12 protein-coding genes are annotated in these 12,121 nt (G+C 64.8%); 6 read left to right on the forward strand and 6 right to left on the reverse strand.

Translation table 11 applies throughout. The features are described from left to right. Nucleotides 1-107 precede the first annotated feature (107 nt). The 3 genes from FLG15_RS05995 to FLG15_RS06005 all read right to left on the reverse strand — a co-directional run bounded on the left by FLG15_RS05995 (nucleotide 108) and on the right by FLG15_RS06005 (nucleotide 2,599). Entirely contained in the window at nucleotides 108-620 is a 513-nt protein-coding gene (locus FLG15_RS05995; RefSeq protein ID WP_150145682.1) for a putative signal transducing protein, read from the reverse strand. Between the two features lie 232 nt (nucleotides 621-852). Further along, the gene (gene tesB, locus FLG15_RS06000) at nucleotides 853-1,758 is read right to left on the reverse strand and encodes an acyl-CoA thioesterase II (RefSeq protein WP_057677390.1); all 906 of its coding nucleotides are present in this window, start codon (nucleotides 1,756-1,758) and stop codon (nucleotides 853-855) included. A gap of 70 nt (nucleotides 1,759-1,828) precedes the next feature. Beyond that, nucleotides 1,829-2,599, reverse strand: coding sequence for an enoyl-CoA hydratase/isomerase family protein (locus tag FLG15_RS06005; RefSeq protein WP_150145684.1), 771 nt, complete (start codon nucleotides 2,597-2,599; stop codon nucleotides 1,829-1,831). A gap of 65 nt (nucleotides 2,600-2,664) precedes the next feature. On the opposite strand from FLG15_RS06005, the gene FLG15_RS06010 reads away from it, so the two are divergent. Continuing rightward, nucleotides 2,665-3,093, forward strand: coding sequence for a copper chaperone PCu(A)C (locus tag FLG15_RS06010; RefSeq protein ID WP_057677389.1), 429 nt, complete (start codon nucleotides 2,665-2,667; stop codon nucleotides 3,091-3,093). Between the two features lie 116 nt (nucleotides 3,094-3,209). Here FLG15_RS06010 and FLG15_RS06015 read toward each other — a convergent pair whose 3' ends face one another. Further along, nucleotides 3,210-3,614, reverse strand: a complete 405-nt coding sequence (locus FLG15_RS06015; protein ID WP_057677388.1) for an acyl-CoA thioesterase — start codon at nucleotides 3,612-3,614, stop codon at nucleotides 3,210-3,212. Beyond that, the gene (gene uvrA, locus FLG15_RS06020; RefSeq protein WP_057677387.1) at nucleotides 3,614-6,580 is read right to left on the reverse strand and encodes an excinuclease ABC subunit UvrA; all 2,967 of its coding nucleotides are present in this window, start codon (nucleotides 6,578-6,580) and stop codon (nucleotides 3,614-3,616) included. The genes FLG15_RS06015 and uvrA overlap by 1 nt, the downstream gene beginning before the upstream one ends. A gap of 292 nt (nucleotides 6,581-6,872) precedes the next feature. Between uvrA and rplU the strand changes: the two genes are divergently transcribed. The 3 genes from rplU to obgE all read left to right on the forward strand — a co-directional run bounded on the left by rplU (nucleotide 6,873) and on the right by obgE (nucleotide 8,759). Further along, a complete protein-coding gene (gene rplU, locus FLG15_RS06025; RefSeq protein WP_003484328.1) occupies nucleotides 6,873-7,193 on the forward strand; it encodes a 50S ribosomal protein L21 in 321 nt (106 codons plus the stop codon). A gap of 12 nt (nucleotides 7,194-7,205) precedes the next feature. After that, nucleotides 7,206-7,466, forward strand: a complete 261-nt coding sequence (rpmA, locus tag FLG15_RS06030) for a 50S ribosomal protein L27 (RefSeq protein WP_003484326.1) — start codon at nucleotides 7,206-7,208, stop codon at nucleotides 7,464-7,466. A 240-nt stretch (nucleotides 7,467-7,706) separates the two neighbouring features. Beyond that, nucleotides 7,707-8,759, forward strand: a complete 1,053-nt coding sequence (obgE, locus tag FLG15_RS06035; protein ID WP_057677386.1) for a GTPase ObgE — start codon at nucleotides 7,707-7,709, stop codon at nucleotides 8,757-8,759. A gap of 91 nt (nucleotides 8,760-8,850) precedes the next feature. Here the strand turns inward: obgE and rpsT are convergent, their stop codons facing one another. Further along, nucleotides 8,851-9,120 carry a 30S ribosomal protein S20 gene (rpsT, locus tag FLG15_RS06040; RefSeq protein ID WP_003484323.1) on the reverse strand — a complete coding sequence of 90 codons (270 nt, stop codon included), beginning with the start codon at nucleotides 9,118-9,120 and terminating at the stop codon, nucleotides 8,851-8,853. A gap of 116 nt (nucleotides 9,121-9,236) precedes the next feature. On the opposite strand from rpsT, the gene murJ reads away from it, so the two are divergent. Further along, nucleotides 9,237-10,829: a murein biosynthesis integral membrane protein MurJ gene (gene murJ, locus FLG15_RS06045; RefSeq protein WP_057677385.1), complete on the forward strand. Its 1,593-nt coding sequence runs from the start codon at nucleotides 9,237-9,239 to the stop codon at nucleotides 10,827-10,829. A 188-nt stretch (nucleotides 10,830-11,017) separates the two neighbouring features. Further along, nucleotides 11,018-12,118 carry a bifunctional riboflavin kinase/FAD synthetase gene (locus tag FLG15_RS06050; RefSeq protein ID WP_150145686.1) on the forward strand — a complete coding sequence of 367 codons (1,101 nt, stop codon included), beginning with the start codon at nucleotides 11,018-11,020 and terminating at the stop codon, nucleotides 12,116-12,118. Nucleotides 12,119-12,121 lie beyond the last annotated feature (3 nt).

Genomic DNA, 12,121 nt, shown 5'->3' on the forward strand with positions numbered 1-12,121 from the left:
GCGCAATCCATGTCCTGATGCCAGCATGACGCAGGCCGGCGACGGATGTGACCGCGCCGACGAGCATGCCTGCCGTACCAGCGGGTGACCGCGCTGGCCAGCCGCGTTCAGCGGGTCGGCTGGATCCGTACGCGCACTTCGTCGTCTTCTGCTGCCGGTGGTACGCCATCTGGCGCTGGCGTCCGTTGCGATGCCGGCTGGGCCGCTGGTGCCACTTGCGTCGGCGCGCTGCGGTGGCGCATCACCACCACCATCGCCACGGCGCCGATCACCAGCAGCAACACCAGGCGGATACGCCAAGCCCAGCTGCGCGCATTGGAGCTGGAGCCGTTTTCACCCTCGCGGAAGGTGTATTCCACATTCGGCAGGTCGCGGCGGGTGGTGTCCAGCAGGCGGGCGTCGCGCAGCAGCTCGCGTGCGCGCGGCTGGTCGTTGGCATGCACGATCCAGACGGTGGGCTGCGCCTGGGCGTTGCTCTGCTCCAGGTAGCTGAACTGGCCGCCTCGCTTGCTTTGATACGAGCGACCGTTGCTGATGCGGATCTCGATTCCCGCATCGCGCAAGAGATTGGCCACGCCTTCGGCGGTTTCGATACGTTGACTGCTGAAGATCTTGCGCATGGTGGAAAACGCCGTTGGGTCCGGAACAGATGGCGCCGTCGAGGCGCCAGTTCAAGATGAAACATCAAGGTGCGGGTGATGCGGTCAGGTGATCGCATGCGCATGCCCATGGCAGGCAAGCATGCCAGCTTGCGGTGTCTGCAGTGCGCGGGGCGCGGTGGCCGGTTGCCTTCGACCCAGTCGGGGTGCGCACTGGCCTCACGCAGCGTGCCGCGCTGTCGCGGTGTGCGGTCTACCCCCTGGCCGGCACGGCAATCGCGCTGCCCTCAGGCACTACCCGGATCAGGCCTTCCTGCGTGGTGCTAGCCACCAGCACGCCGTCGCGGGTGAAAAACTGTCCGCGGGCCAGACCGCGTGCGCCCTGCGCGGTGGGGCTGTCGAGCGAGTACAGCAGCCAGTCGTCGGTACGGAACGGACGATGAAACCACAGGGCATGATCGAGCGAGGCCATCTGCACGTTCGGCGTGTAATAGCTGATGCCGTGCGGAAATGTCGAGGTGCCGAGCAACTGGAAATCCGACGCGTACGCAAGCAGCGCTTGATGCAAGCCAACATCCTCGCCGATGGGATCGTTCAGGCGCAGCCACATCTGCTGGAACGGCGGGCGCTTTGGCGGCTTGAGTTCGTCGCGCGGAAAGACATGGCGAAACTCGAACGGGCCGCCGCGCGACAGCCAGCGCTGCACCTTGGCCGGCAGCTTGGCCAACACCTCCGGTGCCAGCGGTGCGGCCGGTTCGATGTCTTCCGGTGGCGGCACCACCGGCATCGCCGACTGATGCTCGGCGCCGTCTTCGCGCTCCTGAAACGAGGCGGCGCAGAAAAAGATCACCTTGCCGTGCTGGATCGCCGTGACCCGGCGCACCGAGAAACTGCCGCCATCGCGGGTGCGATCGACGTCGTAGACGATGGGGTGGTCGATATTGCCGGCACGCAGGAAATACGCATGCAGCGAATGCGCCTGACGCCCGTTTTCGACCGTGGCCTGCGCTGCCGACAACGCCTGGCCCAGCACCTGCCCGCCGAACACGTATTTGGTGCCAATGTCGCGGCTCTGGCCACGGAACAGGTTGTCTTCCAGGCGCTCCAGCGACAGCAGGCTGATCAGTTCGGAGACGACGGGTTCGGCGGTGGCGGACAAGGGGCTGGCCTGGGCATGCAACGGATTGCGAGTATACCGGCCCGCCCAAGGGGCGCCGCGGGGGCGGGGTTCAGGCCTTCTGCAGGCGCGCCACCAGGCCATGCAGCGCGGTCTGCGCATCCGGCGCGTACCAGCCATCGATGAAGCGCTCCAGCTGGATCAACTCCGGCGCCAATGCCGCACGCAGGTCGGCACGCGCAATCGCGCGCGTGGTCAACATCGGTTGGCGGGGAAGCTGCTGCAGCTCCTGCAGCCACGCCACCGCGCGTGCGGTGACCAGCTCGCCATCGACCAGTTCGTCCACCAGTCCGATCGCGACCGCCTGTTCGGCCGGCAGCAGGTGCCCGGAGATCAGCAGGCGCTCGGCGCGATGCGCACCCACCACGCGGCGCAACAGGCGTTGGATCCCCTCTGGCGCAGCAAGGCCTACCTGCACTTCGTTGAGGCCGATCGTATAGGGTCTTGCGGTATCGGCACTGCGCGCCATCACCCGGTAGTCGCAGCACAACGCCAGCACGCAGCCGCCGGCCGGCGCATGCCCGCCGATGGCCGCTACCACCGGCACGCGGCTGTTGGCCAGCGCCTGCGCCGCATCGAAGAACGCGGTCCAACTAGCCAACAGCGCCGTGCGGTCGGTACCGTGCGCCAGCAGATGCGGCACATCCATGCCGCCGGAAAAAATCCGCTCGCTGCCCGACAGCACGATGCCATCGACTTCCTCGCCCGCCTGCCGCACCGCGACGCTCAATGCCTGGCACAACGCGCTGTCCAGCGCGTTGACCGGCGGGCGCGCCAGACGGATTTCGCGAAGACGGCCATGGTCTAAGATCTGGATGCTCATTCGGGGCTCCTGGAGGTCAGGTCATGATAGACGGCAGTCGAAGCAGGCGGGGTAGGTGGGCCGGCGTGGTACTCGCGGCGTTGGCGCTGGCGGCAAGTGCGGGCGTGTCGGCGCAATGCCTGCCCGAATTCAAGAATGGCTGGATCCGCATCCCGCCGCCCGGTGGCATGGGCATGGCGGCCGGGTTCGGGCAATTTCATAACGGCTGTGCGCAGCCGCTGAAGATCACTGCTGCCAACAGCAGCGTATTTGCCGATGTCTCGTTGCACGAAACCACCCAGGTCAATGGCGTCAGCCGCATGCGTGCGGTGCCCGAACTGGCATTGCCTGCCGGCAAATCGGTGCCGCTGGCGCCGGGTGGCCTGCACCTGATGTTGATGGATGCCAATGCGCCATTGCAGGAAGGTGCGCAGGTGCCGGTGAGCTTTACCCTGCAGGACGGTCGCCAAATCAAGGCCACCTTGGAAGCACGCAAGCGCGCGCCCGGGTCTTGAGTGTCTGATGGCCGTTGCGCGCGTGCGCCGGCATTGAAATGAAAGCGGCGGCTCCACACGGAGCCGCCGCCGATCTTTCGCGCTGCTGCAACGTCAGCGAAGCAGCCGATGGGAATTCAGCTGCTGGCCGCGCGCACCGCATCCGGCAGCGCGGCGCTCTTGCCGGTCTGCGTATCGATCCACACCACGACCACGTTGCCATCGGAGTACAGTTTGCTGTCGTCCTTCTGGTCGAAGATGCGGTGGCCGATGGTCACGCTGCTGGTGCCCAGGCGTTCGACGAACAACTCGACGGTGATGTCGTTGGGCCAGATCAACGGTTGCTTGTAGTTGACGTTGGTGGCCGCAACCACCGGCGCGATGTGGTCGGTCATCGCCACGCCTTGCACGCCCAGCATCCAGCGCACGCGCGCTTCTTCCAGATAGGAAATGTACTTGGCGTTGTTGACGTGGCCCATGCTGTCCATGTCGCGCCAGCGCACGCTGATGGGGATGCGTGCCAGGATCTTGTGTTCGCTCATCAGCTTGCCTTCTTCTTCGCAGTCTTCTTGGTGGCGGATGTGGCGGCCTTGGCCACCTTCTCCGGTTTGATCTTGCGCGGAGGGCGCGCATCGGGCTTGTTGGCCATCGCCGCCGGACGCGTTTCGCGCGCCTTCACCGATGGCAGCATCTTGGCCAGGAACTGCCCCGTGTAGGACGCCTTGTGTGCAGCCACATCTTCCGGCGTGCCGGAAATCAGGACGGTGCCGCCGCGATGTCCGCCTTCCGGGCCCAGGTCCACGATCCAGTCGGCGGTCTTGATCACGTCCAGATTGTGTTCGATCACCACCACGGTGTTGCCTTCGTCGCGCAGCTTGTGCAGCACGCCAAGCAACGCTTCGATATCGTGGAAGTGCAGGCCGGTGGTCGGTTCGTCCAGGATGTACAAGGTGCGTCCGGTATCGCGACGCGACAGTTCCTTGGACAGCTTGACGCGCTGCGCTTCACCACCGGAGAGCGTGGTCGCGCTCTGGCCCAGCTTGATGTAGCTCAATCCCACATCGACCAGCGTTTCCAGTTTGCGTGCGATCGACGGCACCGGCTCGAACAGGCGCAGCGCATCTTCCACGGTCATCTGCAGCACGTCGCTGATGTTGAAACCCTTGTAGCGGATCTCCAGCGTTTCGCGGTTATAGCGCTTGCCGTGGCAGACGTCGCAGGGCACGTAGACGTCGGGCAGGAAGTGCATCTCCACCTTGATCATGCCGTCGCCCTGGCAGGCCTCGCAGCGGCCGCCACGCACGTTGAAACTGAAACGCCCCGGCGAGTAGCCGCGTGCACGCGCCTCGGGCACCTGCGCAAACAGCTCGCGCAACGGCGTGAACATGCCGGTGTAGGTGGCCGGGTTGGAGCGCGGCGTGCGCCCGATCGGCGACTGGTCGATATCCACCACCTTGTCGAACAGGTCCAGGTTTTCGACTTCGCGATGCGGCGCTACGGTGTGCGAGGCGCCATTGATCTCGTTGGCCGCCAGGGTGAACAAGGTATCGTTGATCAGCGTCGACTTGCCCGAGCCGGACACGCCGGTGATGCAGGTCAGCAGGCCGGCGGGAATGTCCAGGTCGACATTCTTCAGGTTGTTGCCGGTGGCCCCGCGCAGATGCAGCATCATCTTCGGATTGGGCTTGTGGCGCTGCTTGGGAATCTCGATGCGGCGCTTGCCCGACAGGTATTGGCCGGTCAACGAGCGCGGCGATTTCAGGATGTCGTCCAGCGTGCCTTGCGCGCAGATTTCGCCGCCATGCACGCCCGCACCGGGGCCAATGTCCAGCACGTGGTCGGCCAGGCGGATCGCATCTTCGTCATGCTCGACCACGATCACGGTGTTGCCCAGGTCGCGCAGCCGCGTCAGCGTGCCGAGCAGGCGTTCGTTGTCACGCTGGTGCAGGCCGATCGAGGGCTCGTCCAGCACATACATCACCCCGACCAGGCCGGCACCGATCTGGCTGGCCAGGCGGATGCGCTGCGCCTCGCCGCCGGACAAGGTGTCGGCCTTGCGTTCCAGGGTGAGGTAATCCAGGCCCACATCGACCAGGAAGCCCAACCGCTCGCCGATCTCCTTGACGATCTTGGTCGCGATCTCGCCACGCCAGCCCGGCAAGGACAGGCCGCGGAAAAAGTTCAGCGCTTCGTTGACCGGCAGCACCACCAGCTCGGGCAACGGGCGGTCGGCGACGAACACGTTGCGTGCGGCTCGATTCAAGCGCGTGCCGTTGCAGGCAGGGCAGGGTTGCTGGCTGACGTATTTGGTCAGCTCTTCGCGCACTGCCGGCGACTCGGTTTCGCGGTAGCGACGTTCCAGGTTCGGCAGGATGCCCTCGAAGCGATGCTTGCGCGTGGTGCGCCCGCCCGCATCGGTGAAGTAGGTGAAGCTGATCACCTCATCGCCGCTGCCGAACAGCACCGCCTGGCGCACCTTGGCCGGCAGCGTGTTCCATACCGCGTCCACGTCGAACTTGTAGTGCTTGGCCAGCGAAGCAATCAGCTGGAAATAATAGGCATTGCGCCGATCCCAGCCGCGTACCGCGCCGGCCGAAAGCGACAGCTCCGGATGCACCACGACGCGATCCGGATCGAAGAATTCGGCCACGCCCAGGCCGTCGCAGCTGGGGCAGGCGCCCACCGGTGCGTTGAACGAAAACAGCCGCGGTTCCAGCTCCGGCAGCGAGTAATCGCACACCGGGCAGCTGTACTTGGACGAGAACAGGTGCGGCGCCGCAGCCGGGTCGTCCAGCGACTGCACCGCCACCATGCCTTCGCCGAGCTTGAGTGCGGTCTCGAAACTTTCCGCCAGCCGCTGCTTGATGTCTTCGCGCGGACGGAAGCGGTCGATCACCGCTTCGATGGTGTGCTTCTGGCGCAGCGCCAGCGGCGGCACTGCATCGATTTCGTACAGCTCGCCGTCCACGCGCACGCGCACGAAGCCCTGCGCACGCAGTTGTTCGAACACCTGCGCATGCTCACCCTTGCGCTCGCGGATCACCGGCGCCAGCAGCATGTAGCGCTGCTCCTGGTCCTGGGTGAGCATGTGATCGACCATCTGGCTGACGGTCTGCGCCTCCAGCGGGAAGCCGTGGTCCGGGCAACGCGGCTGTCCCACGCGTGCATACAGCAGGCGCAGGTAATCGTAGATCTCGGTGATCGTGCCGACCGTGGAGCGCGGGTTATGCGAGGTGGACTTCTGTTCGATCGAAATCGCCGGGGACAGGCCTTCGATGTGGTCCAGGTCCGGCTTTTCCATCACGCTGAGGAACTGGCGCGCATACGCCGACAGCGACTCGACGTAGCGGCGCTGGCCCTCCGCATAAATGGTGTCGAACGCCAACGACGACTTGCCCGAGCCGGACAGGCCGGTGATCACGATCAGTTTGTCGCGAGGCAGGTCGAGGTCGATGTTCTTGAGGTTGTGCGTCCGCGCGCCGCGGATGCGGATGAAATCCATCGCCATGGGGGATCCGATGTCGGGCCGGCGAACCGGCGGTGGTGCGAGCGTGCTCAGCAGGAATGAGTGGCAGTCGATCAGCCTACCCGCCGACCTAGGTGAGGGCAATTGCCCCAAATGCCAGTCTGCCGGGGCCGTTGTGGCGGCCGGATGATGCGTTCCACCAGCCCGGTTCGGGCCGGCAGCGGCGGGCCCGCTTGCGACTTGACCCGAAACCGGCTAGGTCAGTACAATTCCGCTCCTGTCTGCCCCACGGGCAAGTCAGGCGACCATAATAACTACAGAGGAACACCTGGTCATGTACGCAGTTCTGGTAACCGGCGGTAAGCAATACCGCGTCGCGCAGGGCGAAACGCTCCGCGTGGAAAAGCTCGAAGTCGAAGCTGGCAACGAGATCAAGTTCGACACCATCCTGATGTTGGGCGATAGCGATGGCATCAAGCTGGGCGATGCGCTGAAGGGCGCCTCGGTCACCGCCAAGGTCGTGGCCCACGGCCGCGCCGACAAGGTGCGCATCATCAAGTTCCGTCGCCGCAAGCACCACATGAAGCGTCAGGGACACCGTCAGCACTACACCGAAATCGAGATCACCGGCATCGCCGGTGGCGACAAGAAGTAAGGAGAACCAGTCATGGCACATAAAAAGGGCGTAGGTTCCTCGCGCAACGGTCGCGATTCGAATCCGAAGTACCTCGGCGTGAAGATCTTCGGTGGCCAGGCCATCGACGCCGGCAACATCATCGTGCGTCAGCGCGGCACCCAGTTCCATCCGGGCGCCGGTGTCGGCCTGGGTCGTGACCACACGCTGTTTGCGCTGGTCGACGGCAAGGTGGAGTTCTCCACCAAGGGCCCGAAGAAGCGTCGTACCGTCAGCGTGGTTGCCGAGGCGTAATCGCCCGCTCCATGCAGGCCAGTTCGCCCGGCAACGCTGCCGGGCGAACGAGACGGAAAGCCCCGCTTCGGCGGGGTTTTGCGTTTGAGAATCGGGAATCGGGAATAAGGAATCGAAAAAAGCGATTCTGCTCCCCGACCGGATTCTGCAGCCAGGCCGGCGAGCAGTCTTGCCGGCAGGAAGCAGTCATTCGCTGTGCCGATTCCCGATTCCCTATTCTCCATTCCCGGTTGTCATCCCATGAAATTAGTCGACGAAGCAGAAATCCTGGTCACCGCCGGTAATGGCGGCAACGGCTGTGTCGGCTTTCGCCGCGAGAAGTTCATTCCGCTGGGTGGGCCCGATGGCGGCGATGGCGGTGCCGGCGGTAGCGTCTGGATCGTGGCCGACGAGAACGTCAACACGCTGGTCGATTTCCGCCATGAGCGCACCTTCAAGGCGCAGCGCGGCGAGAACGGCATGGGCCGGCAGGCGTACGGCAAGGGCGGCGAAGACCGCATCATCGTGGTGCCGGTCGGTACCGTGGTGATCAATGTGCAGACCGATGAAGTGATCGGCGACCTGACCCAGCACGGCGACCGCTTGCTGGTGGCCAAGGGCGGCAAGGGCGGCCTGGGCAACATGCATTTCAAGAGCTCGGTCAACCGCGCGCCGCGCCAGGCCACCACCGGTGAGGAGGGCGAAGAACGTCTGCTCAAGCTGGAACTGAAGCTGCTGGCCGACGTCGGCCTGCTGGGGTTCCCCAATGCCGGCAAGAGCACCTTGATCCGCGCGGTGTCCTCGGCCACGCCGAAGGTGGCCGACTACCCGTTCACGACCCTGTACCCGAATCTGGGCGTGGTCAGTGTCGAGGCATACCGCAGTTTCGTCATCGCCGACGTTCCGGGTCTGATCGAAGGTGCCGCCGACGGCGCCGGTCTGGGCACGCAGTTCCTGCGCCATCTGCAGCGCACCCGCCTGCTGTTGCATCTGGTGGACATGGCCCCGATGGATGGTGGCGTGGATGGCGTATCGCCGGCCGACCAGGTGCGCACCATCGAACGCGAACTGGAACGGCACGATCCCGAGTTGCTGAAGAAGCCGCGCTGGCTGGTGCTCAACAAGGCCGACCTGATGTTCGAAGACGAGGCGCGTGCCGCCGCAGAGGGCATCGTGGCCGAGTTGGGTTGGACGGCGCCGTGGTATCTGGTGTCCGCCCTCGGGCGTGACGGCACGTTCCCGATCATGAAAGACGTGATGGCGTTCTTCGACCGCCAGCGCGAAGACGAGCTTGATGCACGCGATGCGGGCTGAGTGCAGGCGCAGGCACACAAAAAACCCGGCCAAGGCCGGGTTTTTCTGTATTGCCGGAAGCCAGGCTCCCGGCAATGCGCCAACTGGTCGCTTACGCGGCCTTGATGGCCTTGATGCGAGCGGTCAGGCGGCTCTTGTGGCGTGCAGCCTTGTTCTTGTGGATCAGGCCGCGGGCGCTGAAACGGTCGAGGATGGGCTGAGCAACGGCGAAAGCGGCTTCGGCGCCTGCAGCATCGTTGGCGTCAAGGGCCTTGATCACCTTCTTGACGGCGGTGCGCAGCATCGAGCGCTGACCGGTGTTGCGCTCATTGCGCACAATGGTCTGCTTGGCGCGCTTCTTGGCGGACTTGATATTGGCCACGGTGGTGGGTTCCTGAAAAATCGGTATGGTGGAAAAAGCAAGCGCGAAAGTATGATGGACCCGGATATGTACGTCAAGTCAGTTGTCAAGAGGGATGCAGCGTGAGCAAGCCCGGCATGTTGAGAGGCCTGCTCTCATTCAGCAGTATGACCATGATCTCGCGGGTGCTGGGCCTGATCCGCGACCAGGCGATTTCCACCACCTTCGGCGCCAATGCGGTGACCGACGCGTTCTGGGTGGCCTTCCGCATTCCCAATTTCCTGCGCCGGCTGTTCGCCGAAGGCTCGTTCGCCACCGCCTTCGTGCCGGTGTTCACCGAGGTCAAGGAGACCCGCCCGCATGCCGATCTGCGCGAGCTGATGGCGCGCGTGTCCGGCACCTTGGGCGGGATGTTGCTGCTGATCACCGCACTGGGGTTGATCTTCACCCCGCAACTGGCCGCGGTGTTTTCCGATGGTGCGGCCACCGATCCGGAAAAATACGGTTTGTTGGTCGATCTGTTGCGGCTGACCTTTCCGTTCCTGCTGTTCGTCTCGTTGACGGCGCTGGCCGGCGGCGCGCTCAACAGTTTCCAGCGCTTTGCCATTCCGGCGCTGACGCCGGTCATCCTCAATCTGTGCATGATTGCCGGCGCGCTGTGGTTGGCGCCGCGGTTGGACGTCCCGATCCTGGCGCTGGGCTGGGCGGTGCTGGTGGCCGGTGCGCTGCAGTTGCTGTTCCAGCTGCCGGCGCTCAAGGGCATCGACCTGCTGACGCTGCCGCGCTGGGGCTGGAATCATCCGGATGTGCGCAAGGTGCTGACCTTGATGATCCCGACCTTGTTCGGCTCGTCGATTGCGCAGATCAACCTGATGCTGGATACGGTGATCGCTGCGCGCCTGGCTGATGGGTCGCAGTCGTGGCTGTCGCTGGCCGACCGGTTCCTGGAACTGCCGCTAGGTGTGTTTGGCGTGGCGCTGGGCACGGTGATCCTTCCGGCGCTGGCCCGCCATCATGTCAAGACCGATCGCACTGCCTTCTCCGGCGCGCTGGACTGGGGCTTCCGCACCACCTTGCTGATCGCGATGCCGGCCATGCTGGGCTTGCTGCTGCTGGCCGAGCCGTTGGTGGCGACATTGTTCCAGTACCGCCAGTTCACTGCGTTCGACACCCGCATGACGGCGATGTCGGTCTATGGTCTGAGTTTCGGTTTGCCGGCCTACGCCATGCTGAAGGTGCTGTTGCCGGCCTTCTATGCGCGCCAGGACACCCGCACGCCGGTGCGGGCGGGCGTGGCGGCGCTGATCGCCAACATGGTCTTCAACTTCGCGTTGCTGGCGGTCGTGTACCAGATCATGGTGCCGCCCGAACTCAAGGCGCAGGGTGTGATGCAGGCGCTGGGCAAGCAGCCGGGCCTGCATCTGGCGTTGGGTATCGCCAGTGCGTTGTCGAGCTATCTCAACCTGGGACTGTTGTGGTACTGGCTGGGCAAGTCGGGGGTGTACCAGCGCCGCCCGGGCTGGGGTGGCTATGCGCTGCGTCTGCTGCTGGCATGTGCGGCGATGGCGGCGGTGCTGTTGAGTCTGCTGTGGTGGCTGCCGTCGTTTACGCAGATGGACAAATGGAACCGCATCGGCTGGCTCGCGGTGCTTGTCGGCATTGGCGGGGCGACGTATCTGGTCGCGCAGTTGGCGCTGGGGCTGCGGCCGCGGCATCTGCGCGAAGGCTGAGGCCACTGCCGAACGAATGCGCGCGGCACGGTCGCCTGCACTGGCTGAAGGTTGCGCATCCCCGCGTACCGCACGCGGGACGCGCTGCCACGCCAAGGTGCCCATACGGCTTGACAGGCACGGCTATACTTGCAGGTTATGTATCAACGAGGGTCGGCCGGCGGGCCGGCATCTGTTTGGATCGAGGAATGAGCAGGCTGTTTAGAGACGTCGAAGGCGGGACGCTGTTCCCGCGCGGAAGCGTGGTCTGCATCGGCGCCTTCGATGGCCTGCATCTGGGGCATCGGACGCTGGTGCAACACGCCGTTGCGCGTGCCCGCGCACTCGGTGTGCCGGGCGTGGCGGTGAGCTTCGAGCCGCTGCCGCGCGAGTTTTTCGCACCTGCCGCGCCGCCGCCGCGTCTGACCCTGGCGCGCGCCAAGATCGAAGGCTTGTACGGGTTCGGCGCCGACAGCGTGGGCATGATCCGTTTCGACGGTCGCCTGTCCAAGATGAGTGCGGAAGATTTCGTGCGGCTGGCGCTGGTTGGCCGGCTGCGCGCACGCGAAGTCTGGATTGGCCCGGAATTCCGTTTCGGCCATCGACGCAGCGGCGACATCGGTCTGTTGCGCACGCTTGGCGAGCAGCATGGGTTTGTGGCGGGCGAGATTGCGCCGGTGCACCTGCATGGCGAGCGGATTTCGGCAACGCGGATTCGCGAACTGCTCGGCGCCGGCGAATTCGCCCACGCTGGCGACTTGCTCGGTCGCCCGTACGCCATTGGTGGCCGGGTCGTGCGCGGCAAGCAACTTGGCCGTACCTTGGGCTATCCCACCGCCAACCTGCGCTTTCCGCGCACGCCGGCGTTGTCGGGAATCTATGCGACCTGGGTGCACGGCGTGGCCGAGCGGCCGTGGCCGTCGGTGTCGAGCTTCGGTACGCGCCCCACGGTAGCGGGCGTGGAGCCGCTGCTGGAAGCGCACTTGTTCGATTTCCAGTGCGATCTGTACGGCCGGCACATTGCCGTGGAATTCGTCGCCAAGCTGCGCGACGAAGAAAAATTCGATGGACTGGAGGCGCTGACCGTGCAGATGCACCGCGATGCAGAGCAGGCACGTGAGGTGCTGGCGGCGCAGATGCGTGCTGAGCACCAACCCTCAACGACGGTCAGTCCCTCGCAAGAGCCCGTAGACACTGCGAGTCCCTCGCAACAGCCCGTACATCCGTGTGCGGGCAATAAAGATGCGAGTCCCTCGCAAGAGCCCGCACATCCGTGTGCGGACTTATTAAAAGATCCAGCGCAACGGTAGATT

Source organism: Xanthomonas phaseoli pv. dieffenbachiae (genome assembly GCF_008639345.1).
Taxonomy (GTDB): Bacteria; Pseudomonadota; Gammaproteobacteria; order Xanthomonadales; family Xanthomonadaceae; genus Xanthomonas; species Xanthomonas phaseoli.

Coding starts and splice junctions, on each gene's coding strand:
- FLG15_RS06050 (WP_150145686.1), top strand. CDS start 11,018: ATGAGCAGGCTGTTTAGAGACGTCGAAGGCGGGACGCTGTTCCCGCGC.
- FLG15_RS05995 (WP_150145682.1), bottom strand. CDS start 620: ATGCGCAAGATCTTCAGCAGTCAACGTATCGAAACCGCCGAAGGCGTG.
- FLG15_RS06005 (WP_150145684.1), bottom strand. CDS start 2,599: ATGAGCATCCAGATCTTAGACCATGGCCGTCTTCGCGAAATCCGTCTG.
- rpmA (WP_003484326.1), top strand. CDS start 7,206: ATGGCACATAAAAAGGGCGTAGGTTCCTCGCGCAACGGTCGCGATTCG.
- murJ (WP_057677385.1), top strand. CDS start 9,237: ATGTTGAGAGGCCTGCTCTCATTCAGCAGTATGACCATGATCTCGCGG.
- obgE (WP_057677386.1), top strand. CDS start 7,707: ATGAAATTAGTCGACGAAGCAGAAATCCTGGTCACCGCCGGTAATGGC.
- FLG15_RS06015 (WP_057677388.1), bottom strand. CDS start 3,614: ATGAGCGAACACAAGATCCTGGCACGCATCCCCATCAGCGTGCGCTGG.
- uvrA (WP_057677387.1), bottom strand. CDS start 6,580: ATGGCGATGGATTTCATCCGCATCCGCGGCGCGCGGACGCACAACCTC.
- rplU (WP_003484328.1), top strand. CDS start 6,873: ATGTACGCAGTTCTGGTAACCGGCGGTAAGCAATACCGCGTCGCGCAG.